This window comes from Pseudomonas sp. No.117 (assembly GCF_054558395.1).
On sequence record NZ_BAAJNP010000007.1, the window covers coordinates 392,830 to 416,878 of the forward strand.

The window sequence follows — 24,049 nt, forward strand, 5'->3', positions numbered from 1 at the left end:
CGCACCCTCAGCCTAGGCTCAGGCGGTCTGGCGTGCTTCCTCGACCTCGATGGCGTTCGGGCCACGGGCCAGCTCGGTGTGCAGCGCCTGCTCGTCCAGCTGGCCGCACCACTTGGCGACCACGATGGAGGCTACGCCGTTGCCGACCAGGTTGGTCAGGGCGCGGGCTTCGGACATGAAGCGGTCGATACCCAGGATCAGCGCCAGGCCGGCGACCGGTACGTGACCGACGGCGGACAGGGTGGCGGCCAGTACGATGAAGCCGCTACCGGTGACGCCCGCAGCGCCCTTGGAGGAGATCAGCAGCACCAGCAGCAGGGTGATCTGGTGGGTGATGTCCATCTGGGTGTTGGTGGCCTGGGCGATGAACACGGCGGCCATGGTCAGGTAGATGGAGGTACCGTCGAGGTTGAAGGAGTAGCCGGTGGGGATCACCAGGCCAACCACCGACTTCTCGGCGCCCAGCTTCTGCATCTTGGTCAGCATGCGCGGCAGGGCGGACTCGGAGGACGAGGTACCCAGCACGATCAGCAGTTCTTCACGGATGTACTTGATGAACTTGAGGATGCTGAAGCCATGGAAGCGGGCGACGGCGCCCAGCACCACCAGCACGAACAGCAGGCAGGTGATGTAGAAGCAGGCCATCAGGTAGCCCAGCTGCACCAGGGTGCCGACGCCGTACTTGCCGATGGTGAAGGCCATGGCGCCGAAGGCACCGATGGGCGCCAGCTTCATGATGACGTTGATGATGTTGAAGAAGACGTGGGAGATGCGGTCGATGAAGTTGAACACCAGTTGACCGGTCTCGCCCAGGCGATGCAGGGCGTAGCCAAACAGCACGGCGAAGAACAGCACCTGGAGGATCTCACCGGTGGCGAAGGCGTTGACCACCGTCGACGGGATGATGTTCAGCAGGAAGTCGATGGTGCTCTGCTTCTCGCCAGCCGCGGCGTAGGCAGCGATGCCCTTGGTGTCCAGGGTGCTGACGTCGACGTTCATGCCGGCGCCCGGCTGGACGACGTTGACCACGATCAGGCCGATCAGCAGCGCGATGGTGGAGAAGATCTCGAAGTACAGCAGCGCCATGCCGCCGGTCTTGCCCACGGCCTTCATGTTCTGCATGCCGGCGATGCCGGTGACCACGGTGCAGAAGATGATGGGCGCGATGACCATCTTGATCAGCTTGATGAAACCGTCGCCCAGCGGCTTCATGGCAGCGCCGGTCTGGGGATAGAAGTGGCCGAGCAGGATACCCAGCACGATCGCCACGATCACCTGGAAGTACAGGCTCTTGTACAGGGGTTGCTTGACGGGTCGCTTGGGCGCGGGAGCAGTAGTAGTTGTTGTGTCGACGGTTGCTGTCATGGCTCTTTCCCTTGTGGCCACTACCTGACGTCCTGTCTGAGTGGGCACCTGACTGAAAGTGGCTCTCTCATCCTGAGAGCTTTTTGTTGTGGATCCGGTGGCCGTGCTGACGGTGGCACCGGTATCTGGCTGTAGCTAAGCAATCGCCGTTCCACCTTTGCCCGCGCAATCAAAGGGCCAGCTTTCATGCACCTTTCAACGGAAAGTCTAGTAGCGGGCAGCGGGCGGAACCCCGCCATCCGACGAAAACGGGCGGAAATCCCCCCACGTCCGAGGCGGTTTTCCGCCAGCGCGGGCCGGTAGTCGGCTATCCTTTGCGCGCCTTTCGCACTGGAGCGCGCCGTGATCCCCTGCTGTCCCAAGCGCCTCGGCCAGGTACCTGGCTGAGATGAATCCCCTGCCCCCCGACCTCCTGCCCGGTTGCTGCAGCGCGCCCGAGCCGCTGGCGCCCCTGAGTCCGGCGCTCGCCTCACTGGCGCTTCAGCACTGCCACTTCGATCCCGCCCGGGTCGATCTCGAGCGCGATGTCCGCCGCCTGGGTATCCAGGCACCGGACAACATCCGCCGCGCCGTGGCCAAGCGCCAGGCCGAATACCTGGCCGGCCGGCTCTGCGCCCGGGAGGCCCTGCGACAGCTGACCGGTACGGCCGCCGTCCCCGGCCATCGCAGCGCGGACCGCGGGCCCGCCTGGCCCGTAGGACAGGTCGGCGCCATCACCCACAGCCACGGCTGGGCCGCGGCGGTGGTCGGCAGCGCGGAGGAATACCTGGGGCTCGGCCTGGACGCCGAGTCCTTGCTGGCACCGGCCAAGGCCCTGCGCCTGGCCGACCAGATCCTCACCCCGGCCGAGCTGCACCGGCTGCAGGCGCTGGACGAGGACGGCCAGGCCTTCGCCATCACCCTGGCGTTCTCGGCCAAGGAAAGCCTGTTCAAGGCACTGCATCCGCAGGTCGGGCAGATGTTCTTCTTCCAAGACGCCGAGATCCTCGCCGTCGACCCGGCCGGGACCTTCGACATCCGGCTGCTGCTGGAGCTCTCGCCCCGCTGGCGGCTGGGTACGGAGTTGCGCGGGCATTTCCGCCTGGACCAGGACCAGCGCCTGCTGACACTGCTCGCGCCGCGTGCCTGAGGGTCGGCAGCCGGGCTGCTTATTAAGGAAGCACGACGGCGCCACCACCAAAGGCCCGCGACCTGATCGGGGCAGAACGTCGCAGGTGGCTATCTACTCTTTTCTTCTGGTGAGCCTTGCGCTCATAGCGAACCGGTATATCCGCCGGCATTCTTGTCCGCGACAGCGGGTGAAGTTGTACGTTATTTGACCACTGCGCTCTGAGCCCAGCGTTCACGCGCACTGGCCTGCCGCCACCCCCAGGATACCCCCGCGTCCCGAACAGCTTATCCACGTCTTATCCACAGACCAAAACGTGACAAACGCGACATCTAGTGGCCATTTCATCATCACACCACCATATATAGCAGTTCGTCGGTATGGGCTGGGACGCCGAAACACCCCCCTGTCAAGACTGTCTTCCCTTACGAGGAGGGCTTATCCTGTCGCCCGAATTATGAATTTCCAGGGTCTCTGACCCCGCCCGCCGGCTCCTTCGGGAATCGGTGACGGTACGGCTTTTCGTTGGAATCTTCATTGGTAAAGGCGCGACAGGCAGTCGTCGCGCAGGCACTGAGCCAACACTCTTCCGGATCGTCGGTACGCCGACGGTCCTCTCTTTCCGATCAAGGGAGTTCCGCATGCACACCGACCTGACCCGCGAGCAAGCCCAGCAGGGCCGCCCGGCGCAAGAGGCCAGCCAGGACCTGGGCGCCACCGCCCCCGGTCAACTGCGCGTCATCAAGCGCAACGGTACCGTCGTCCCCTACACCGACGACAAGATCACCGTGGCCATCAGCAAGGCTTTCCTCGCCGTGGAAGGCGGTACCGCCGCGGCCTCCTCGCGCATCCACACCACCGTCAAGCAGCTCACCGACCAGGTCAGCAGCACCTTCAAGCGCCGCATGCCTTCCGGTGGCACCATCCACATCGAAGAGATCCAGGACCAGGTCGAACTGGCGCTGATGCGCGCAGGTGAGCAGAAGGTCGCCCGCAGCTACGTGATCTATCGCGAAGCCCGCAGCCAGGAGCGCAAGCAGGGCGCCGCCAGCGACATCGCCGAGCCGCACCCGAGCATCCGCGTCACCAAGGCCGACGGCACCACCCAGCCGCTGGACATGGGCCGCCTGAACACCATCATCAGCGAAGCCTGCGAAGGCCTCGAAGAGGTGAATGGCGAGCTGATCCAGAAGGAAACCCTGAAGAACCTGTACGACGGCGTGGCCGAGAAGGACGTCAACACCGCCCTGGTGATGACCGCCCGTACCCTGGTCGAGCGTGAGCCCAACTACTCCTACGTCACCGCCCGCCTGCTGATGGACAGCCTGCGCGCCGAAGGCCTGAGCTTCCTCGGCGTGGCCGAATCCGCCACCCACCACGAGATGGCCGAGCTGTACGCCAAGGCCCTGCCCGCCTACGTCGCCAAGGGCGTGGAGCTGGAGCTACTGGACCCGAAACTGGCCAGCTTCGACCTGGAGCGCCTGGGCGCCGCCATCGATCACGAGCGCGACCAGCAGTTCACCTACCTCGGCCTGCAGACCCTGTACGACCGTTATTTCCTGCACAGCCACGGCACCCGCTTCGAGCTGCCGCAGCTGTTCTTCATGCGCGTGGCCATGGGCCTGGCGCACATGGAGAAGGATAAAGAAGCCCGCGCCATCGAGTTCTACAACCTGCTGGCCAGCTTCGACTACATGGCGTCCACCCCGACCCTGTTCAACGCCGGCACTCTGCGTCCGCAGCTCTCCAGCTGCTACCTGACCACCGTGCCCGACGACCTCTCCGGCATCTATGGCGCCATCCACGATAACGCCATGCTCTCCAAGTTCGCCGGTGGCCTGGGCAACGACTGGACCCCAGTGCGCGCCCTGGGCTCCTACATCAAAGGCACCAACGGCAAGAGCCAGGGCGTCGTGCCCTTCCTCAAGGTGGTCAACGACACCGCCGTGGCGGTCAACCAGGGCGGCAAGCGCAAGGGCGCGGTCTGCGCCTACCTGGAAACCTGGCACCTGGACATCGAGGAATTCCTCGAGCTGCGCAAGAACACCGGTGACGACCGTCGGCGTACCCACGACATGAACACCGCCAACTGGATCCCAGACCTGTTCATGAAGCGCGTCTTCGAGGACGGCAACTGGACCCTGTTCTCCCCCGCCGACGTGCCCGACCTGCACGACCTCTACGGCAAGGCCTTCGAAGAGCGCTACGAGTACTACGAAGCCCTGACCGAGTACGGCAAGCTCAAGCTGCACAAGACCATCAAGGCCAAGGACCTCTGGCGCAAGATGCTGTCCATGCTGTTCGAGACCGGCCACCCGTGGCTGACCTTCAAGGATCCGTGCAACCTGCGCAGCCCGCAGCAGCACGTGGGCGTGGTGCACAGCTCCAACCTCTGCACCGAGATCACCCTGAACACCAACAAGGACGAGATCGCCGTGTGCAACCTGGGTTCGGTGAACCTGGTGAACCACATCGTCGACGGCAAGCTGGACACCGCCAAGGTCGCCCGCACCGTCAAGACCGCCGTGCGCATGCTCGACAACGTCATCGACATCAACTACTACTCGGTGCCCCAGGCGGAGAACTCCAACCTCAAGCACCGTCCGGTCGGCATGGGCATCATGGGCTTCCAGGATGCGCTGTATCTGCAGCACATCGCCTACGGTTCCGATGCCGCCGTGCAGTTCGCCGACACCTCCATGGAAGTGATCAGCTACTACGCCATCCAGGCTTCCTGTGACCTGGCCGAAGAGCGTGGCAGCTACTCCAGCTTCCAGGGTTCGCTGTGGTCCCAGGGCATCCTGCCGATCGATTCCGAGAAGCGCCTGATCGAAGAGCGTGGCGCCAAGTACATCGAGGTCGACCTGTCCGAGACCCTGGACTGGGCCCCGCTGCGCGAGCGTGCCAAGAAAGGCATCCGCAACTCCAACATCATGGCCATCGCGCCGACCGCGACCATCGCCAACATCACCGGCGTGTCCCAGTCGATCGAGCCGACCTACCAGAACCTCTATGTGAAGTCGAACCTCTCGGGCGAATTCACCGTCATCAACCCCTACCTGGTACGCGACCTCAAGGCGCGCGGCCTGTGGGATTCGGTGATGGTCAACGACCTCAAGTACTACGACGGCTCCGTACAGCAGATCGAGCGCATCCCGCAGGATCTGAAGGACCTGTACGCCACCGCCTTCGAAGTGGAGACCAAGTGGATCGTCGAGGCCGCCAGCCGTCGCCAGAAGTGGATCGACCAGGCCCAGTCGCTGAACCTGTACATCGCCGGCGCCTCGGGCAAGAAGCTCGACGTGACCTACCGCATGGCCTGGTTCCGCGGTCTGAAGACCACCTACTACCTCCGTGCCCTGGCCGCCACCAGCACCGAGAAGTCCACCATCAACACCGGCAAGCTGAACGCCGTGAGCGCCGACCCCATCACCGGCGTCCAGGCCAGCGCAGCGCCCGCCCCGGCCCAGAAAGCCGAGGCTGCTCCCGCCCCCGCACCGGCTCCGGTGCCCAAGGCCTGCAGCCTCGACGATCCCGAGTGCGAAGCCTGCCAGTAACACCCAGCCCTCTCTAGCAGAGGGCTGCTCTTTATCTCCTCTCCCCCGGGAGAGGGCCAGGGTGAGGGCCAATCCCCACACCCAAAGCTCCAGATCCTCTCTCCCCCTGGGAGAGGGTCAGGGTGAGGGCCAACCCCCACGCCCAAAGCTCCAGATCCCCTCTCCCCCTGGGAGAGGGCTAGGGTGAGGGCCACAACGCCCCGCCCCCACCTCATAGCCACCCAGGAGACACCCCATGCTGAACTGGGAAGAATTCGACAAAGACGACGACGCCACCCCCGCCAAGCCTGCCCAGGCCGCCGGCCAGCAGGCCCCTGCCCAGACCGAGCGCCTGGACTCCGAGGGCGACGCCCTGGCCCATGACGCCCGCGCCGTGGACGCCACCGACTCCGCCGCCGTGGCCCGCGCCAAGGCCGCGCTGAACGAGCTGGACATCCAGGAAGGCCTGGACGACCTGGAAGGCTCCTCCGCGCGCGTGCACGTCGGCGACAAGCAGATGATCAACGCCCGCGCCGACCTCAACCAGCTCGTACCCTTCAAGTACGACTGGGCCTGGCAGAAGTACCTGGATGGTTGCGCCAACCACTGGATGCCCCAGGAAGTGAACATGAACGCCGACATCGCGACCTGGAAGAGCGCGGACGGCCTCACCGAGGACGAGCGCCGCATCGTCAAGCGCAACCTAGGCTTCTTCTCCACCGCCGACTCCCTGGTCGCCAACAACCTGGTGCTGGCCGTCTACCGCCTGATCACCAACCCCGAGTGCCGCCAGTACATCCTGCGCCAGGCCTTCGAAGAGGCGATCCACACCCACGCCTACCAGTACTGCATCGAGTCGCTGGGCATGGATGAAGGCGAGATCTTCAACATGTACCACGAGATCCCGAGCGTCGCGAAGAAGGCCAGCTGGGGCCTGAAGTACACCCGCTCCATCTCCGACCCCGAGTTCAAGACCGGCACCCCGGAGACCGATCGCCAGTTCCTCAAGAACCTGATCGCCTACTACTGCGTGCTGGAAGGCATCTTCTTCTACTGCGGCTTCACCCAGATCCTCTCCATGGGTCGCCGCAACAAGATGACCGGCACCGCCGAGCAGTTCCAGTACATCCTGCGTGACGAGTCCATGCACCTGAACTTCGGCATCGACATGATCAACCAGATCAAGATCGAGAACCCGAGCCTCTGGGATGCCCAGATGAAGGACGAAGCCACTCAGATGATCCTCCAGGGCACCCAGCTGGAGATCGAATACGCCCGCGACACCATGCCTCGCGGCGTGCTGGGCATGAACGCGGCGATGATGGAGGACTACCTCAAGTTCATCGCCAACCGCCGCCTGACCCAGATCGGCCTCAAGGAAGAATACCCGGGCGCCACCAACCCCTTCCCCTGGATGAGCGAAATCATGGACCTGAAGAAGGAGAAGAACTTCTTCGAGACGCGAGTGATCGAGTATCAGACCGGTGGGGCGTTGAGCTGGGATTAAAGACAAAGCCCCGCATCGCGGGGCTTTTTTATAAATGCAGGGATAGCAAGCCTAAATGCCAACAAAACAAAACCCTTTTTCTTTATATGACTTCCTCGGGTATCTAATACCGGGAGCGCTGCTGCTTTATTTTTTTAGCTTAATGACCCCAGAGTCACTAGAAAGCGTCCTAAATACACATTTGAAAAGTATAGCAACGACCTACCAAGCCGCCATAACGCTAATTACAGCCTACATGCTAGGACAGCTCCTAGGCGTAGTTTCTTCATTTACCCTTGAGAGGAGCTACATAAGAAAACATGGCTATCCGTCTCGAAAGCTTTTGGGCCACAAACCAGCAGGCGATAAAAAGCCTACAAAAAAAATAGAATTCTTCTGGGACGCCCATACATTTATAGCTGAAAAAATTTCTAAAATACTAGTACCTGACCAATCGTTCAGCGCCAACGCATTAGAAAAACCAATAATAGAAATTATAGAAAATAAAATAAAGGATTATTTCGTAAAGAATCATAAAACGAAAGATACGTCAGAGATTCTAACATTAGAATATTTTCATCACATATATCATTATTGTGTAGAGAACTCGCCAAACCACCTATCGAAAATCCAAAACTATGTAGCACTGTATGGACTAATGAGAAACACGGCTTACGTTTGCGCTATATCGACATGGGGGATATTAATAAACTCGGCATACTTCTTTGTATTAGCAATATCTCAAGGTGAAGCCCCCTCTTTTTCTATTATAAAACTCACCATGCTTTTTGTATCAATATCTGTTTTTTCAATCTTCTATCTTGGTTTTTCAAAATTTTATAAAAGATACTCCACTGAAGTGGTAATGGCTTTTTCGGTATCTTATGAATACGAAAAAAGAGATCGCAGCAAATATAAACCCAAATAAACCACAAGCCCAAACAGCGATCATAATACAACCACATAAATTTCAGAATTTAAAAAAATCAAGCCATGAAAGACAGCGCAGGTAAGATCATAGAAAAAAGAGAAAGCCTAAGAGAAAGCGCCTTAAGGAGCATAGAATTCATAGACAAAGCGAAATGGATACTAACATTATCAGCCGCATTAATATCTCTATCTTTTATATCAAAGTATTTATGGGTGATAGGTCACCCCGAGTTAATGCTTGATTCGATTTCAAATCCAACTAACATATTCATCTGGCTGGCATACGTTTTAATAACACTCATTATAATACTACTTTCATTTGTAATCCCCTCTTCATGCTTTGCACTAAGCATGCAGCTCTTCCCCACCAAGAACGCAGATAGAAAACATTTGGCAAGAACGGTCGCAAAATGTAGCGCCCTTTGCTTCGCGATCTTCCTTCTGAGTATAATTTTACTTTTTTTGATTTACACACCCCCGTATACGCCACGTACCTAGCAAGTATTTTCGGAGCCTTCATCTATTTCATCTATGAGCTACCAAAAAGAAATAAAGATCTAACAACGCACCTACTGAAAGAACTTTCCGACACGGAAAAGATTAATAGAGCATCTGCTATCTACAATTTCTTCACCCTTGTTTTCTTAACAAGCTTAACGGCCATGTGCTGCCTATTCTTCCCAATGCAGTTAGTCTTGAAGGCCTGGAGAGGTGCAGAACACGGTCTAACAGCAGGCATTTCGATAATTGCAACGCTTGCCGCTATGTATATTTATCTTTTTCCCGCTATTTTTTACTACTCCTTATTCGAAGGTGACAGAATTGAGAAAGCAAAAAAAGCTGCTGCCGTTATGATTACAGCCCTCACTTTAAATTTCGCACTCATGCCTAGCCTACTTGATATATGGGCATATGCTGCCGCCAATCTAATAAAGATTAGGGATAATAGAGCTTTCCTATACGTCATAGACTCAAAAGACTATCCACCCACCATATTCTCCGAAAGTGAATGGAGCACCAAAGCAAACAGCGGCGAATTTTATACCATATCAGGATTTCGACAATTCAAATTCGGAAGCATACTACTACTATGCCCTTCTAAATACTCTGAGACAGAGCTGAAAGACATTAACAAATACTCGAAAAAATGCATAAGCCTGGCTAGCGAAAAGGCAAAACCCATCACTGAAGTTGAAAAAGAGAAAGAATTTCCACCTTATCAGAAAACGTAACCCCTAACATCTCCTAGAGATCTTTTACCATAATTGGAATAGATTTCGCCGTTTCCAATTAATGAAGGCGTGAGGGCTAATGGCAGAGTGCCAAGGTATTCAAGGACGACCCAATGTCCCGCTGGACAGACCAACCCGCCACCGACACGGATGCCGTCTTCGATTTCATCCTCGCCTCCTCCGGCACCGTCCTACGGTGTCATGCCTTGCTACTGGCCAAGGTGCTGCCACCGACCTTGGACTTCGGGATGTTCCTGGCCTATTTCGCCCGTAATCACTTCTATCCCAGCTTCGATTTGTTCCAGTTCTCGTCGCTGCTGCTGGCGGCTGCCTGCCTGGGCTTCCTGACCATCGGCGCCTTCGTCGCCGCGCTGTTCCTACCGGGAGCTTGGGTCTATTACGGCTTCGTCAATACAGCGGCGATCAAGGAAGACATCACCTACGCCCTGCCCTATCCCGGCGAGGGGCGCTTTCGTAAGATCATGCTGTTGATGACGCTGGTGTTCTTCGTCCCATACCTACTGATGGGCTTCAGCGATGCGGTCATCTTGCTGGTCGATCCTTCGCTGTTCCTTGGCGTTTCGCTGTTAGCGCCCATCCCCATCACCTTGCTGGCGGGTATTGTCGTGCAATGGCTGTTCGACATGCGCCGCTTCAGTTTCCTGAAGTTCGTCTGGGAGGCTTACCTGCCGACGATGGTCGTCGGCCTTTTCATTTTCTGGATGCTGGCCCAGGCCTATCCGTTGGTGAGCGGGTGGCAGCCGTTGCTCAAGTGGGGCGCTCTGGCCATTGCCCCCTTCATCATCAGCTTCGTCGTGACGATGACCTCCATGGTGTTCATCGCCGGCTGGAATGCAGCCTTGATGTTTTCCCTGTTCTTCGCCCTGTTTCTGGCCGGCTATAGCGGGGTACTTACCACCCTGCCCGAGACCATGGTCAAGACGCTGGGCCTGGGTAACTACCAGGCCAAAGCCATCGTGCTCGATACATCCTATTGCGCCAAGGAGCAGGCCAGGGTGCTGCCCACCAATGACCAGTGCGTGCTGCAGGACGTGCAGGTGGTCTGGTCACTGGGCGAAGCGTTCGTACTGCGCCTGGCGGATGGCAGCACGGCGCGGTTGCCGGCGGCGGCGATTCGGACGCTGGTGAAGCCCTAGCCCGGCAACCGGGTTTTACCCTCGTGGCGACGGGGAGCCGCGGTGAGTGCTGGAGCGGCATGGACTCGGCGCTTGGCCCAGAGATACCGCCTGACGAAGCGGAGGGCTAGCTCGGAAGCGGTTGCCCGACACTCGGCTGAATCCGATAACCCTTCCAGGTAGGCACCCGCGAGCCTTGCGGCCCATGGCTATCGGGCAAGGGTGAGCCTTGCGGCCAGGGAAGGTGACGCTCGCCTTGCCGTCGCCCCACCCCGAATGTCCATTTGTACAAAAAATGAAATTTGTGATTTCATTCACAGATTCGTAGGGGCGTGCCTGGGGTCATCAGCAGGGACAGCCCTCCTGAAGGCGGATAGTTTTCCGCGAGGTCTTGGGTAGAGGGGTAAAGGATATGCCTGGCAACCATCACCTGCAGTTCGAAGGCAGGCCCATACGTGTGCATCAGTTCGCCGACGGTCAACCCTGGTTCTATGGCAGCGACATCGCCCTGTTGTTGGGTTATCCGGATGACCTCAAGGCCATCCATAGCCATTGCAGCCAGGGCGGGCTGCGCCTGGGGCCCGAGGCGCAACAATTCCGGTTGATCGACCTGCCCAATGTGATGCGGTTGATCGTCAACAGCCCTACCAGCCAGGCCGTGCGCTTCGAGGCCTGGTTGCGGGCGGAGGGGCTCAAGCCCTTCGTCTGCCGCCTCGCCACGCCCGATGAAGGCCAGGTGATGCTGGGTGTCCAGCCGCTGCCCCTGCTCTATTGGCGCGACCAGCATTGGCTGCGCCTCACCGACGTGGCTCAGCCGCTCGGCTTCAAGCTTTGGGTGCGCACGGGGGAGCCGGCGGGTTGAGGTGCCAGGGGGCTGGTATGGGGGTTTGGTTTGGGGGTGCGGATAGGTTGGGTTGAGACGGGGTCAGCGTCGAGGCTCGACAGGGTAGCGCGGCTTGGGGGGCGTTGGGCTTCGCTGCGCTCAGCCCAACCTACGGTGTGGCGTAGGTTGGGCTGAGACGGCTTTATCGTCGAAGCCCAACGGGGCCCCGACCTTGGGGCCTAGTGCAACAGCTCGTCGGCGAAGACTTTGTCCAGGGTGATGGGCAGATCGCGTACGCGCTTGCCGGTGGCGTGGAAGATGGCGTTGGCGATGGCCGCGGCCACGCCGACGATGCCGATCTCACCGATGCCCTTGGCGCCCAAGGGATTGACGATCTCGTCCTTTTCCTCGACGAAGATCACCTCCAACTGCTGGATGTCGGCCTGCACCGGGAAGTGATACTCGGCCAGGCTGTGGTTCATCCAGCGGCCTTCGCTGGTGTCCATCATCCCCTCCTCCTGCAGGCCCATGCCGATGCCCCAGACGATGCCACCGGCCACCTGGTTCTCGCCGGTCTTGAGGTTGAGGATGCGGCCCGCGGCCACGGCGGTGACGACGCGGCTGACCCGGACGCTGCCGAAGTCCTCATCCACCTTGACCTCGACGAACACCGCCGAGTGGGTACCGGTGGCGTAGTCGTCACGACCTTCCGCCGGTTCGGCGCTGGCCAGGGTTTCCATGGACGGCGAACCCGAGGCCTTGAGGATGGCGGTGAAGTCGACGCGCTGGGCCGGATCGGTCTTGAGGCTGATGCCGCCGTCGGCGAACACCACCTGGTCCAGTTCGGCCTTGGCCAAGGGCGAGTCGTCCATTTCCTTGGCGGCATCCAGCAACTGCTGGCGCAACTGGTCGCAGGCCACCTTCACTGCGGTGCCCACGGAAGACACGGTGAAGGAACCGCCTTCCAGCGGTGCCTTGGGCAGGGTGGAGTCGCCCAGCTTGAAGGTGACCTTGTCCAGCGGCAGGCCGAGGTTCTCGGCGGCGATCTGGGTCATCACCGTGTAGGTGCCGGTGCCGATGTCGGAGGTGGCGCTGGCCACCACCAGGCTGCCGTCGATGTTCATCACTGCCTTGGCGGTGGCGGGTTGCTGCATGGCTTCCCAGACGCCGGTGGCCATGCCCCAGCCCACCAGCTGGTTGCCGTCGCGCATGGAGCGCGGGGCCATGCTGCGCTGCTGCCAGCCGAAGCGCTCGGCGGCCTGGCGATAGCATTCCAGCAATTCCTTGCTGGAATAGGGCTTGCCCTTGGCCGGATCGGTGTCGGTGAAATTGCGAATGCGCAATTCCAGCGGATCGATGTCGGCGGCGTAGGCCAGTTCGTCCATGGCGCTTTCCAGGGCATAGACGCCCAGCACTGCGCCAGGAGCGCGCATGTCCAGCGGGGTATAGACGTCCAGCGCGGCTAGTTGATAGGCCAGCTTGACGTTAGGGCAGGCATAGAGCGACGCCGACCAGACCAGTACCATCTCGGTGAAGTCTTCGAAGCGCGAGGTGATGCCCAGGGCGCTGTGGTCGATGGCCTGCAGCTTGCCGTCGCTGTCACAGGCCAGCTTGATCCGTTGGTAGGTCTCGGGACGGTAGCCGAAGGTGAACATCTGCTGGCGGGTCAGGGTCACCCGCACCGAGCGCTTGAGTTGCAGCGCCGCCATGGTCGCCAGCACCAGCTGGTACTGGGGACGCAGACCGGAGCCGAAGGCACCGCCGACGAAGGGCGAGATGACCTTCACGTCGCCCTCGCTCAGGCCGAAGATGTTGCTGACGAACTGGGCGCTGTTCTGCACGCCCTGGGTCTTGTCGTGCACCGTCAGCTTGCCGTCCTTGTGGTAGATGACGGTCGAGGCGTGCATCTCCATGGGATTGTGGAATTCCGCCGCGGAGTGGTACTCGGCTTCGATGCGCGTGGGCGCCGCGGCCCAGGCGGCTGGGGCATCGCCGCGGTTGTCCGGCAGCTCCATGGGCGCTTCGTGGGCCTGGTCACGGGCCTTGGCCAGGTCGGTGGCGTGGTCTTCCTCGCTGTAGCGGGCGCGGATCAGCGACGCCGCGTGGCGCGCGGCCTCGAAGGTCTCGGCGACCACCAGGGCGATGGGTTGGCCGCTGTAGAGGATGCGGTCGTTGTACAGCGGGCGGAAGGGCTTGCCGTCCGCCGCGTCCATGTCGGTGTAGCTCTCGTCGTAGCTGGCCATCTTGGGACGATTACGATGGCTGAGCACCTCGATTACCCCGGGCTGGGCCAGGGCTTCGCTGACGTCCAGGTCGAGCAGGCGACCCTTGGCGATGGTGGCGTTGACCACGAAGCCGAAGGCCAGGTCCGGCACGCTGAATTCGCCGGCATAGAGTGCCTGGCCGGTGACCTTGAGCGGACCGTCGACGCGGGGAACGGCTTTTTGCAGATGGACGACGGTCATTGCAGGGTACCTCCGGCGGCTTCGGTGAGGGCACGCACGATGGCGCGCCGGGCCAGTTCGATCTTGAAGGCGTTATGGGCGAAGCCCTGGGCGCCTTGCAGCAGGCTATCGGCCAACTGGCCGAAGGTGGCCTTGTCCGCCACCTGGCCGACGACGGCCTGCTCGGCCTCAGGCAGTCGCCAGGGCTTGTGCGCCACGCCGCCGAGGGCGACGCGGACCTGCTTGATGCGCTCGCCATCCAGCTCCAGGGCCGCGGCCACTGAAACCAGGGCGAAAGCATAGGAGGCGCGGTCACGGATCTTCAGGTAGGCGCTATGGGCGGCCAGGCCCTCGGCCGGCAGGGTCACGGCGGTGATGAGTTCATCGGCCGCGAGGTTGGTGTCGCGCTCGGGCGTATCGCCGGGCAGGCGATGGAAGTCGGCGAAGTCGATGACCCGCTCACCGCTCGGACCACTCACCTCCACCCGGGCTGCCAGCGCCGCCAGGGCCACGCACATGTCCGAGGGATGGGTGGCGATACACTGCTCGCTGTGGCCGAGGATGGCGTGGATGCGATTCTGCCCATCGCGGGCCCCGCAACCGGAGCCGGGCTCGCGCTTGTTGCAGGGGGTGCCGACGTCATAGAAGTAGTAGCAGCGGGTCCGCTGCAGCAGGTTGCCGCCGGTGGAGGCCATGTTGCGCAGTTGTGGCGAGGCGCCGGCGAGGATCGCCTTGCTCAGCAGCGGATAGCGGCGCTGCACCTCGGGGTGGTAGGCCACCTCGGCGTTCTTCACCAGGGCGCCGATACGCAGGCCGCCTTCGCCAGTGGTCTCGACCTCGCGCAGAGGCAGGCCGTTGACGTCGATCAGCTGCTCGGGGCGTTCGACGTTTTCCTTCATCAGGTCCAGCAGGTTGGTGCCGCCGGCGATGAAGTGGGTCTGGGGGCCGTGCTGGCGGATGGCATCCGGGACGGCATTGGGCTTGGCGTAACCGAAGCGGTTCATTCGCGGCCCTCCCCTTGCTGGCACTCCGGACGCGCCCGCTCGATGGCGGCGCGGATGTTGCGGTAGGCGCCGCAGCGGCAGAGGTTGCCGCTCATCTGCTCGGCCACCTCGGCCTCGCTGTGGGCGTGGCCTTCCTTGAGCATGCCGATCGCCGAGCAGATCTGCCCAGGGGTGCAGTAGCCGCACTGGAAGGCATCTTCGGCGACGAAGGCCGCCTGCATCGGGTGCAACTGGTCACCCTGGGCCAGGCCTTCGACGGTGGTGACTTCGGCCCCGTCCTGCATGACCGCCAGGGCCAGGCAGCTGTTGATGCGGGTGCCGTTGACCAACACGGTGCAGGCGCCGCATTGACCGTGGTCGCACCCCTTTTTGGTGCCGGTGAGATCGAGGTGATCGCGCAGCAGGTCGAGCAAGGTGGTCCAGGGCTCGACGGCGAGTTGCAGCTGCTTGCCGTTGAGGGTCAGGGCGATGGTATGGGACTCGGGTTCGGCCAGGGGCTGGAGCTGGCGCGCAGGGGTAGCGTTCATGGCGGACCTCACGGTTAAAGCCGCGGGGTGCAGATTGCCCCCGTGGTCGGAATCAGGCGGTGACAGCGAAAGGCCACCTCAGGTAAGGGACTGCGCCCGACTGGAAGCGGTTCAGCACCCCTGCCCAGCGGTATTCAACGTACCGTTGAGCCGCCTTCAGCGAAACGGTGAAAGCCGCGTGCCAGAGGGCTTTTGTGGCGTGAGGACATAACTGGCAAAGGGCCCCGGTCCGTTAGCGGGAGGGGGCCCTGAACCCTGGCCATGGCGGGGCAGTCATCAGAACTCCCGTGATGCGCCCCTAACGATGAGAATTCGCCCATGGCTTCCGACTCCGATGCACGCTGGCGCCTGTCGCGGCGCCAGTTCCTCGGTACCTCCGCGGTACTGGTAGCGACCAGCGCCATTCCCGGCTATGCCTTCGCCCAGGCCAGCGGGGGCGCGCCCCTGACGCCCCAGGCCATCGCCGCCCGTCTCCCGCAGTTGCTGCCGCTGACCCTGCAGATCAATGGCGAGGCGCGACGGCTCAGGGTCGACAGCCGCACCACCCTGCTCGATGCCCTGCGCGAGAATCTGCATCTCACCGGCACCAAGAAGGGCTGCGACCACGGCCAGTGCGGCGCCTGCACCGTGCTGGTCAACGGCCAGCGCATCAACAGCTGCCTGAGCCTGGCGGCCATGCACGAAGGCGATGCCATCACCACCATCGAGGGCCTGGGCAACGCCGAGCGCCTGCATCCGATGCAGGCGGCCTTCCTGGCCAAGGACGGCTTCCAGTGCGGCTATTGCACCCCGGGGCAGATCTGCTCGGCAGTGGCCCTGCTGGACGAGGTCAAGGCCGGCATGCCCAGCCATGTCTCGACGCGCCTCGACGGGCCGATGAAGCTCAGTGAAGAAGAGATCCGCGAGCGCATGAGCGGCAACCTTTGCCGCTGCAGCGCCTATCCCAACATCGTCGCGGCCATCCAGATGGCGGGGGGCCAGGCATGAGGGTCTTCGACTATCAGCGCGTACAGAACGAAGGCGACGCCAACCGCCAGGGGGCCAAGGCCGGCAGCCGCTTCATCGCCGGCGGCACCAACCTGCTGGACCTGATGAAGCTGGAGATCGAAACGCCCAGCCAGGTGCTGGACATCAACCGCCTGAAGCTGGATCAAATCAGTGCCACTCAAGACGGCGGCCTGCGTATCGGTACCCTGGTGCGCAACTCCACCCTGGCCGCCGACGCCCGGGTGCGCGAGCGCTATCCGGTGCTGTCACGTGCGCTGCTGGCCGGTGCCTCGGCGCAGTTGCGCAACAAGGCCACCACCGGCGGCAACCTCCTGCAGCGCACCCGCTGCTCCTACTTCTACAACACCGCCATGCCCTGCAACAAACGCCAGCCCGGCAGTGGTTGCGCGGCCTTGGGCGGCTTCAACCGGATGAACGCGGTGATAGGCGCCAGCGACCAGTGCATCGCCGTGCACCCCTCCGACATGGCGGTGGCCATGCGGGTACTGGATGCCACGGTGGAGACCCGCGAGGCCAATGGCCGCACCCGCCGCATCCCCATCGCCGATTTCCATCGCCTGCCCGGGGACACCCCACAGATCGAGACGGTGCTGCAACCCGGCGAACTCATCACCGCCGTCACCCTGCCCCCACCGCCCCCGGGCATCCAGGTCTATCGCAAGGTGCGCGACCGTGCCTCCTATGCCTTCGCCCTGGTGTCCATGGCGGCCATCGTCGAGCTGGATGGCAACCGCATCCGCAGCGGTCGCGCGGCCTTCGGTGGCCTGGCGCACAAGCCCTGGCGGGTGGCGGCAGCCGACCAGGCCTTCGCCGGCCAAGCGGTGGACAGTGACCTGGCCGCGGTGGGCGATGCCCTGCTCGCTGGCGCCCGTGGCTATGGCCACAACGACTTCAAGCTCGAGCTGACCCGCCGCGTCCTGCGCGCCGGCGTGGCCGATGCCCGTCAACAGGCCTGAGGACAGCCCCATGGAAATGAACCAACCCGCCGGCCATAACCTGATCGACGAGAATCGCAGCGGCCTGATCGGCAAACCCATCGACCGTGTCGACGGCCTGCTCAAGGTCACTGGCCAGGCGCCCTACAGCTTCGAATTCCGCAATGATCGCGTCGCCTACGGCTTCATCGTCGGCGCCACTATCGCCAAGGGCCGCATCGCGCGGCTGGACACCTCGGCCGCGGAAAGCGCGCCGGGCGTGCTCAGCGTCCTGACCTATCGCAACGCCCCGCGCCAGGCGGCCCGCGAGCCGGACAACAGCGGCCGCTTTACCCGGCCCAAGCCCTACCTGGACAGCGACCAGGTGCGCTATTTCGGCGAGCCGGTGGCCTTCGTGGTCGCCGAGAGTTTCGAGGAGGCGCGCCTCGCGGCCGCTTTGGTGGAGATCGACTACGCCGCCGCACCGGGCGTCTTCGACCTGGCGGCCAACCTCGGCCAGGCGGTGAAGCCACCGGATGCCGACCAGCCCACCGACACCGCTTCGGGCGATGTCGATGCCGCCTTCGCCCGGGCCCCGGTCAAGCTCGACGAGCGCTACACCACGCCCTACCACATCCATGCGCAGATGGAGCCCCACGCCAGCCTCGCCCAGTGGGACGGCGACCGGGTGACCATCTATTGCTCCACCCAGTTCGTCGAGCAGGCGCAGAGTTGCGTGGCCAACACCCTGCAACTGCCCAAGGAAAACGTGCGCATCGTGGCGCGCTACATCGGCGGCGGCTTCGGCGGCAAGCTGCCGATCTATGCCGACGCCCTGATCGGCGCCATGGCGGCCCGCGCCATCGGCCGGCCGGTCAAGGTCACACTCACCCGCCAGCAGATGTTCCAGATCACCGACCACCGCTCGGCCACGGTGCAACGCATTCGCCTGGGTGCCGATAGCAACGGCCGCCTCCTGGCCATGGCCCACGAAGGCTGGTCCCACTCCGCCCGCGGCCTGACCTACTACGAACCCACCGGGCTCTCCTCGCGCACCCTCTACGCCGGTGACGATCGCCTGGTGGCGCACCGCATGGTCGAGCTGGACCTGCCCGAATCCGGCTCCTGCCGCGCGCCCGGCGAGGCAGTCGGCATGCTCGCCAGCGAGAGCGCCATGGACGAACTGGCGGTGATGCTCGATCTCGACCCCATCGAGCTGCGCCTGCGCAACGAACCGAGCCAGGACCCGGAAAAACACATCCCCTTTTCCACCCGCAAGCTGGTGGACTGCATGCAGGAAGGCGCCCGCCGTTTCGGCTGGAACAGGCGCAACGCCAAGCCAGGGCAGGTCCGCGACGGTGACTGGCTGGTCGGGATGGGCATGGCCGCCGCCAGTCGCGCCAACGTCATGCGCCCGTCCCAGGCCGGGGTACGGCTGGAGGCCGATGGCACGGCGACGGTGAAGACCTCCATGACCGATATCGGCACCGGGACCTATACCATCCTGGCGCAGATCGCCGGGGAGTCCCTCGGGCTACCGGTGGAGCGGGTCAAGGTACTGCTGGGCGACAGTGACGATCCGGCCGGCGCCGGCTCCGGTGGTTCCTTTGGCGCCGCCAGCTCCGGTTCCTCGGTCTATGTCGCCTGCGAGAACCTGCGTCTGAAGGCCGCCGAGGCGGCGGGCCTGGACCCGGCCAGCGCCCGCTTCGTCGGCGGGCGGCTGATCGCCGACAACGGCAGTCGCGACCTCGCCGAGCTGGCGCGCGAGCACGATCTCCAGGCCATCGGCGAAATCAAGCCGGGGCAGACGCTCAAGGACTATTCCCAGCAGGGCTATGGCGCCTTCTTCGCCGAGGTGGGGGTGCATGCCATCACCGGCGAGATCCGCCTGCGGCGCATGCTCGGGGTGTTCGCCGCCGGGCGCATCCTCAACGAGAAGACCGCCCACTCGCAGATGCTCGGCGGGATGATCTGGGGCGTGGGCAGCGCCCTGCACGAAGAGGGCGTGATCGATACCCGCCATGGCCACTTCGTCAACCACGACCTGGCCGACTACCACTACCCCAGCCACCTGGACATCCCCGCCATCGAGGCCTACTTCCTGCCGGAGCTGGACGACAAGGCCAATCCGCTGAAGATCAAGGGGGTGGGCGAACTGGGGATCTGCGGCGCCGGGGCCTCCCTCACCAACGCCGTCTACAACGCCTGCGGGGTGCGCATCCGCGACTATCCGCTGACGGTGGACAAGGTGCTGGCGGGGCTGAAGATGGCCTGAGGTCGGGCGGCGCGATTCAACGCGCCGCCTTCGCCCCTGAGCGCGTCGCCAGCAGCACCCCGCCGATGGCGATCACCATGGCCACCCAGGCCAGCGGTGGCAGGGTTTCGCCCAGCAGTAGCCAGGCGCTCAGGGCGGCGCCCGGCGGGACGCAGAAGAACAGCGCGCTGACCCGCGCCGCCTCGCCGGCGCGGATCATCCATACCAGCAGGCTGATGGCCAGCAGCGAATTGGCCAGGACCAGGTAGGCCAGGGCGCCGATGAAGGCCGGTGCCCAGTGCACCGGAGTGTGCTCGAACAGCAGCGCCACCGGCGCGCAGCAGACCAGGCCGACGCTGTACTGCACCAGGTTGTTGGTGACCGGATGCTGGGCCACGCCCAGGCGTTTTTCGTAGAGCACCGCGCTGGTCATGCCCAGCAGCGCGCCCACCGCCAGCAGGATGCCCAGGCCGGACTCCACGGCGACGCTGGCCCGTGCCAGGATCACCCCGATGGCGCCCAGCAGGCCCAGTGCCAGCCCCAGCCATTGCAGCGGCGCCACCCGCTCGCCCACCAGCAGGGGCGCGCCCAGGGCGACCAGGATCGGCTGCAGCGAGGCGACCATGGCCACCACGTTGGCCGAGGCGCCCAGCACCAGGGCGCCATAGCTCATGCCGAAATAGACGCCCTGGATCAAGAAACCGACCACGGCGAGATTCGCCCACTCCCGGCGCGTGCGCGGCAGCGGCGGGCGGAGGATGAGGAAGGCCACCAGCAGCACGCTGAAGGCCAGCGCATAGCGCATCGTCAGGATGGTGAACGGCGGCGCATAGGCGAGGCCCACCTTGGAGACGGCGAAGCCGGCGGACCAGAGGGCGAGGAAGACCAGCGGGATGAGGCGCAGCAGCCAGGGATTCAGCGGGGTGGACGACATCGGACTCTCGAAGCCAGGCGAATCAGCGGGACGCCACTCGCGAGCGGGAAGGATAGCTGACAATCAGCAGACCGCTGAGCACCAGCGCGGCGCCGAGCAGGAAGCCGGGGCCCGGCGTCTCGTTAAGTAGCCAGACGCCCATCAAGACGCCGAACAGCGGCGTCAGCAGGGTCAGCACGCCCAGGGGCGCGGCGCGATAGCGGCTGAGCAGCACGAACCAGCCGAGCAGGCTCGCCCCCGCGACGATGAACACCTGGAACGCCAGGCTCGACCAGGCCAGGGAATCCAGCCCGGCCAGATCGAGCCGCTTGCCCAGCGGCAGGGCCAGGGCCAGCAGCACCACCCCGGTCACCCCGAGCTGGTAGAACAGGGTGCGCAGCGGCGGCGCCTCGGCCAGGGCGCTGCGGCGGATCAGTACCGTGGTGGCGCCCCAGCAGGCGCCGCCGAGCAGGCCGATGAGATCGCCCCGCCAACTGGTCGCGCCGCTCGGTTGGCCGATCAGGAAGGCGCAGACCACCCCCGCGCTCGCCAAGGCGATACCCAGCCACTGGCGCGACGACAGCCGCTCCCCCGGCACCAGCCAGTGCAGGCCGCAGGCGGCGAACAGCGGTGCGGTGTAGATGAATACCACCATGTGCGCGGCGCTGGTGTATTTGAGGCCCACCGCCATGCAGAGGAATTCCAGGGCGAACAGCGAGCCGGCCAGCAGGCCGGGAAGCAGCGTCTGGTCCCGTCCCAGGCAGCGGATGCCGCGCCAGCGCGCCAGGCCATAGAGCAACCCGGCCGCCAGCAGCGAGCGCCAGCCGATCTGCAGCAGCGGGTCCACCTGCTCGGCGATGGCCTTGATCGCGGTCTGCTGCAACCCCCAGACCAGGCAGAGCACCAGCATCAACAGCACCGCGGGGGCATCGAGTTCTTTACGCATGAGCGCTGCTCCAGAAAATCCAACGCCTGCATGGTGAGGGTGGCTGAACTGGTCAGACAAACGATGTTTAATGGGCGTCAGGCTCAGGAAAACTAAGGCTTGTCTGAAAAGTCGCCGAGCGAAGATCAGGCAAGGCAAAAATCGGCGAGGAAGCGGACCGCGCTCGCGAACGAGTTTACGAGTGGTAAATGAGCATTCCGATGGGGCCGCCCAGGCCGGGCTGGCGATCCAGCCGGTTTTTAACGCAGCATGACCGAGCGCAGGCACTTTTCAGACAAGCCGAGGCTGCCGTGACGATCGCCCTCCCCCTCAATGCCCTGCGCGCCTTCGCCGTAGCGGCCCGGCATCAGCACTTCGCCAAGGCCGCGGACGAACTGCACGTCACCGCCGGGGCCATCAGCCGGCAGATCCGCCTGCTGGAAGAGGAGCTGGGCCAGACCCTGTTCGAGCGCCTACCCCAGGGGGTGCGGCTTACCGTGCAGGGGCGTGCCCTGGCCACCGAGATCGCTCCCCACCTCGACGGCCTGACCCGCGCCGTGGCCCGGGCGCGACTCAAGAGCAGCGTGCTCACCGTCAGTGCGCCGCCCACCTTCGGCCAGGAGTGGCTGCTGCCGCGCCTGGAAGACTTCCAGCGCCAGCATCCGGATATCGAGGTCTTTCTCGACGCCTCCTCCGCCATCGTGCCCCTCGGTTCCGAGGGCGGCGCCCAGGCGGCGATCCGCTATGGCCGCGGGGACTGGCAGGATGGCGAGATCCGCCTGCTGCTGCGCGAGTGGATCTTTCCGGTCTGCAGCCCGGCGCTGATCACCGCCCCGCTTACCGAACCCGCGGCCTTGCTCGACTATCCACTGCTGCACGCCGAATGGCCCGGCGGCTGGCGGGCGGGTCGGCCCAGCAGCAGGTTCAACGCCTGGCAGGACTGGTTCGCCAGCCAGGACGTCAGCCTCAGCGACAGCCTGCGCGGCCCGCGCTATTCCCTGAGTGGCATGGCGTTGCAACAGGCGGCGGCCGGCAAGGGCGTCGCCCTCGGTGGTTGCGTGCTGGCCCAGCGGCTGCTGGCCAGTGGCGCCCTGGTCCGCCCGCTGCCGGACCAGTTCAACCAGCTTTCGCCCCAGGCCTACTTCCTGGTATTGCCCAAGGGCCCGGTGGAGGCGCCGGTGCAGCGCTGGATCGCCTGGTTGCTGGAGCAGGTACGCAGCTTCCGCGACACCCATGCCCAGCGGCAGGAGACCGACGGTGCCTGGTGAGGAGCGGGCAATTCGGTCAGGCTAGGCGGACCGCCACCCGCCTAGCCCTCCCCCATGATCAGCGCTCGTTCCTTCTCCCTACTCCTCGCCGTGCTGCTCTCGACCTCGGTGCAGGCCGCCGAGCCGCCGCCAGCCGAGTGCGATCGCCAAGGCGATGAGCGCCAACTGGCCGCCTGCGCCGCCCTGGATCTGGCGGCGGCCGAGACCCGGCTCGGCGACGTCTACGCGCGCTTGCTCGCCGCCAGCGGCCCGGCCCGCCGTCCCAACCTCGAACGCCTGCAGCGCCTCTGGCAGGACGACCGGGCGCCCCGGTGCGCCACGGCGACCCGGGGTTTCAGCGGTGCCATGCAGCAGCTGCAGTATCTGAGCTGTCTCAAGTCCATGACCCTGCTGCGCCTGGACGACCTGCAGCGCCAGCTGCCGCAGCGCGACTGACGCTTCGTCGCCGCCGCTGCCGCCCCGCGCCGGAAGTCACTATCATGGCGCCCCGCTGTTGGAGTTCACGATGTACGAGCGTTACCTGCCCCTGCTGGTCCTGGCCGGACTGCTGCTTCTGGGGGCATCCTGGTGGTGGCAGCGCCGTCGCCAAGCCGCCTTTCCCTATCGCCAGGTCGAAGCCCTCTTCACCCCCGCCGAACAAGCCTTTCTCGCCGTGCTCGACGAAGCCGTGGGCGCCGACTACCGGGTGTTCGGCAAGGTGCGCATTGCCGACGTGGTCCAGACCCTGCCGTTGCGTGACCGCCGGCGCTATCTCATCGCCCAGAACCGCATCAACGCCAAGCACTTCGACTTCGCCATCTGCCGCCGCGACGACCTCGCCGTGCACGCCGTGGTGGAACTCAACGACAGATCCCATCTGCAACGTCACCGGCAGCAGCGTGATCGCTTCGTGCGCGCGGTGTGCGAAGCGGCCCAGTTGCGCCTGGTGGAGATCCCGGCCGCGGCGCGCTATTCCGCCAGCGCCGTGCGCGAAGCCGTGTTCGGCGGCCGGCGTCCCCGCCAGCGGGTGGTCGAGTCGAGCCAGGCCCTGGCCCCGGAATGCCCCGAGTGCCAGGCGCCCATGGTGCGTCGCCGCGCCCGCAGCGGGCGCCACCAGGGCCGGGAATTCTGGGCCTGCTCGAATTATCCGGACTGCCGCGCCCTGCTCGACATCGACAACTGACCCGAGGCCTGCCC

The 24,049-nt window shown here is 63.7% G+C and carries 19 protein-coding genes; 13 read left to right on the top strand and 6 right to left on the bottom strand.

The features are described 5' to 3' along the window. Positions 1-18: 18 nt before the first annotated feature. On the bottom strand, positions 19-1,365 hold the full coding sequence (locus tag ACYJP6_RS19080; protein WP_459476793.1) for a dicarboxylate/amino acid:cation symporter: 1,347 nt from the start codon (positions 1,363-1,365) through the stop codon (positions 19-21). A gap of 388 nt (positions 1,366-1,753) precedes the next feature. On the opposite strand from ACYJP6_RS19080, the gene ACYJP6_RS19085 reads away from it, so the two are divergent. The 7 genes from ACYJP6_RS19085 to ACYJP6_RS19115 all read left to right on the top strand — a co-directional run bounded on the left by ACYJP6_RS19085 (position 1,754) and on the right by ACYJP6_RS19115 (position 11,655). Next, complete coding sequence (locus tag ACYJP6_RS19085; protein ID WP_459476795.1) at positions 1,754-2,494, top strand: 4'-phosphopantetheinyl transferase family protein; 741 nt, start codon at positions 1,754-1,756, stop codon at positions 2,492-2,494. A 620-nt stretch (positions 2,495-3,114) separates the two neighbouring features. Then, complete coding sequence (locus tag ACYJP6_RS19090) at positions 3,115-6,030, top strand: ribonucleoside-diphosphate reductase subunit alpha (RefSeq protein WP_459476797.1); 2,916 nt, start codon at positions 3,115-3,117, stop codon at positions 6,028-6,030. 235 nt (positions 6,031-6,265) lie between these two features. After that, positions 6,266-7,516 (top strand): ribonucleotide-diphosphate reductase subunit beta, encoded by a 1,251-nt coding sequence (locus tag ACYJP6_RS19095; protein WP_459476799.1) that lies wholly within the window; start codon positions 6,266-6,268, stop codon positions 7,514-7,516. Between the two features lie 55 nt (positions 7,517-7,571). Then, positions 7,572-8,423, top strand: coding sequence for a hypothetical protein (locus ACYJP6_RS19100; protein ID WP_459476801.1), 852 nt, complete (start codon positions 7,572-7,574; stop codon positions 8,421-8,423). A 424-nt stretch (positions 8,424-8,847) separates the two neighbouring features. After that, positions 8,848-9,657 (top strand): hypothetical protein, encoded by an 810-nt coding sequence (locus ACYJP6_RS19105; RefSeq protein ID WP_459476803.1) that lies wholly within the window; start codon positions 8,848-8,850, stop codon positions 9,655-9,657. A 113-nt stretch (positions 9,658-9,770) separates the two neighbouring features. Further along, positions 9,771-10,814: a hypothetical protein gene (locus ACYJP6_RS19110; protein WP_459476805.1), complete on the top strand. Its 1,044-nt coding sequence runs from the start codon at positions 9,771-9,773 to the stop codon at positions 10,812-10,814. A gap of 436 nt (positions 10,815-11,250) precedes the next feature. Next, entirely contained in the window at positions 11,251-11,655 is a 405-nt protein-coding gene (locus ACYJP6_RS19115) for a BRO family protein (RefSeq protein ID WP_459476806.1), read from the top strand. 200 nt (positions 11,656-11,855) lie between these two features. Here the strand turns inward: ACYJP6_RS19115 and ACYJP6_RS19120 are convergent, their stop codons facing one another. The 3 genes from ACYJP6_RS19120 to ACYJP6_RS19130 are packed head-to-tail and all read right to left on the bottom strand — an operon-like array spanning position 11,856 to position 15,591. Next, on the bottom strand, positions 11,856-14,081 hold the full coding sequence (locus tag ACYJP6_RS19120) for a xanthine dehydrogenase family protein molybdopterin-binding subunit (RefSeq protein WP_459476809.1): 2,226 nt from the start codon (positions 14,079-14,081) through the stop codon (positions 11,856-11,858). Continuing rightward, a complete protein-coding gene (locus tag ACYJP6_RS19125; protein WP_459476811.1) occupies positions 14,078-15,064 on the bottom strand; it encodes an FAD binding domain-containing protein in 987 nt (328 codons plus the stop codon). The genes ACYJP6_RS19120 and ACYJP6_RS19125 overlap by 4 nt, the downstream gene beginning before the upstream one ends. Beyond that, the gene (locus ACYJP6_RS19130; protein ID WP_308707817.1) at positions 15,061-15,591 is read right to left on the bottom strand and encodes a (2Fe-2S)-binding protein; all 531 of its coding nucleotides are present in this window, start codon (positions 15,589-15,591) and stop codon (positions 15,061-15,063) included. Before ACYJP6_RS19130 ends, ACYJP6_RS19125 begins: the two co-directional genes overlap by 4 nt. Before the next feature lie 318 nt (positions 15,592-15,909). Here ACYJP6_RS19130 and paoA point away from each other — a divergent pair, with 318 nt between their 5' ends. From paoA to ACYJP6_RS19145, 3 genes are read left to right on the top strand one after another with little or no spacing between them, the layout of a single operon-like run. Then, positions 15,910-16,578: an aldehyde dehydrogenase iron-sulfur subunit PaoA gene (gene paoA, locus ACYJP6_RS19135; RefSeq protein ID WP_459476813.1), complete on the top strand. Its 669-nt coding sequence runs from the start codon at positions 15,910-15,912 to the stop codon at positions 16,576-16,578. Further along, complete coding sequence (locus ACYJP6_RS19140) at positions 16,575-17,555, top strand: FAD binding domain-containing protein (protein WP_459476815.1); 981 nt, start codon at positions 16,575-16,577, stop codon at positions 17,553-17,555. The genes paoA and ACYJP6_RS19140 overlap by 4 nt, the downstream gene beginning before the upstream one ends. A gap of 10 nt (positions 17,556-17,565) precedes the next feature. Next, a complete protein-coding gene (locus ACYJP6_RS19145; protein WP_459476817.1) occupies positions 17,566-19,788 on the top strand; it encodes a xanthine dehydrogenase family protein molybdopterin-binding subunit in 2,223 nt (740 codons plus the stop codon). A gap of 16 nt (positions 19,789-19,804) precedes the next feature. Here ACYJP6_RS19145 and ACYJP6_RS19150 read toward each other — a convergent pair whose 3' ends face one another. Both ACYJP6_RS19150 and ACYJP6_RS19155 read right to left on the bottom strand, forming a co-directional pair. Then, on the bottom strand, positions 19,805-20,701 hold the full coding sequence (locus ACYJP6_RS19150; protein WP_459476819.1) for a DMT family transporter: 897 nt from the start codon (positions 20,699-20,701) through the stop codon (positions 19,805-19,807). Positions 20,702-20,723: 22 nt separating this feature from the next. Beyond that, positions 20,724-21,626 carry a DMT family transporter gene (locus ACYJP6_RS19155; protein ID WP_459476821.1) on the bottom strand — a complete coding sequence of 301 codons (903 nt, stop codon included), beginning with the start codon at positions 21,624-21,626 and terminating at the stop codon, positions 20,724-20,726. A 290-nt stretch (positions 21,627-21,916) separates the two neighbouring features. Here ACYJP6_RS19155 and ACYJP6_RS19160 point away from each other — a divergent pair, with 290 nt between their 5' ends. The 3 genes from ACYJP6_RS19160 to ACYJP6_RS19170 all read left to right on the top strand — a co-directional run bounded on the left by ACYJP6_RS19160 (position 21,917) and on the right by ACYJP6_RS19170 (position 24,035). Next, positions 21,917-22,873 (top strand): LysR substrate-binding domain-containing protein, encoded by a 957-nt coding sequence (locus tag ACYJP6_RS19160; protein ID WP_459476823.1) that lies wholly within the window; start codon positions 21,917-21,919, stop codon positions 22,871-22,873. Positions 22,874-22,927: 54 nt separating this feature from the next. Further along, positions 22,928-23,308, top strand: coding sequence for a lysozyme inhibitor LprI family protein (locus ACYJP6_RS19165; RefSeq protein ID WP_459476825.1), 381 nt, complete (start codon positions 22,928-22,930; stop codon positions 23,306-23,308). A gap of 70 nt (positions 23,309-23,378) precedes the next feature. Next, the gene (locus tag ACYJP6_RS19170) at positions 23,379-24,035 is read left to right on the top strand and encodes a DUF2726 domain-containing protein (RefSeq protein ID WP_459476827.1); all 657 of its coding nucleotides are present in this window, start codon (positions 23,379-23,381) and stop codon (positions 24,033-24,035) included. Positions 24,036-24,049: the final 14 nt, after the last annotated feature.

What these genes read in the sequence shown, in the direction of transcription:
- ACYJP6_RS19155 (WP_459476821.1), bottom strand. Translation starts at nt 21,626, where the DNA reads ATGCGTAAAGAACTCGATGCCCCCGCGGTGCTGTTGATGCTGGTGCTC.
- ACYJP6_RS19080 (WP_459476793.1), bottom strand. Translation starts at nt 1,365, where the DNA reads ATGACAGCAACCGTCGACACAACAACTACTACTGCTCCCGCGCCCAAG.
- ACYJP6_RS19110 (WP_459476805.1), top strand. Translation starts at nt 9,771, where the DNA reads ATGTCCCGCTGGACAGACCAACCCGCCACCGACACGGATGCCGTCTTC.
- ACYJP6_RS19090 (WP_459476797.1), top strand. Translation starts at nt 3,115, where the DNA reads ATGCACACCGACCTGACCCGCGAGCAAGCCCAGCAGGGCCGCCCGGCG.
- ACYJP6_RS19100 (WP_459476801.1), top strand. Translation starts at nt 7,572, where the DNA reads ATGCCAACAAAACAAAACCCTTTTTCTTTATATGACTTCCTCGGGTAT.
- ACYJP6_RS19145 (WP_459476817.1), top strand. Translation starts at nt 17,566, where the DNA reads ATGGAAATGAACCAACCCGCCGGCCATAACCTGATCGACGAGAATCGC.
- ACYJP6_RS19095 (WP_459476799.1), top strand. Translation starts at nt 6,266, where the DNA reads ATGCTGAACTGGGAAGAATTCGACAAAGACGACGACGCCACCCCCGCC.
- ACYJP6_RS19165 (WP_459476825.1), top strand. Translation starts at nt 22,928, where the DNA reads ATGATCAGCGCTCGTTCCTTCTCCCTACTCCTCGCCGTGCTGCTCTCG.
- ACYJP6_RS19150 (WP_459476819.1), bottom strand. Translation starts at nt 20,701, where the DNA reads ATGTCGTCCACCCCGCTGAATCCCTGGCTGCTGCGCCTCATCCCGCTG.
- ACYJP6_RS19085 (WP_459476795.1), top strand. Translation starts at nt 1,754, where the DNA reads ATGAATCCCCTGCCCCCCGACCTCCTGCCCGGTTGCTGCAGCGCGCCC.
- ACYJP6_RS19140 (WP_459476815.1), top strand. Translation starts at nt 16,575, where the DNA reads ATGAGGGTCTTCGACTATCAGCGCGTACAGAACGAAGGCGACGCCAAC.
- ACYJP6_RS19120 (WP_459476809.1), bottom strand. Translation starts at nt 14,081, where the DNA reads ATGACCGTCGTCCATCTGCAAAAAGCCGTTCCCCGCGTCGACGGTCCG.
- ACYJP6_RS19130 (WP_308707817.1), bottom strand. Translation starts at nt 15,591, where the DNA reads ATGAACGCTACCCCTGCGCGCCAGCTCCAGCCCCTGGCCGAACCCGAG.
- paoA (WP_459476813.1), top strand. Translation starts at nt 15,910, where the DNA reads ATGGCTTCCGACTCCGATGCACGCTGGCGCCTGTCGCGGCGCCAGTTC.
- ACYJP6_RS19170 (WP_459476827.1), top strand. Translation starts at nt 23,379, where the DNA reads ATGTACGAGCGTTACCTGCCCCTGCTGGTCCTGGCCGGACTGCTGCTT.
- ACYJP6_RS19125 (WP_459476811.1), bottom strand. Translation starts at nt 15,064, where the DNA reads ATGAACCGCTTCGGTTACGCCAAGCCCAATGCCGTCCCGGATGCCATC.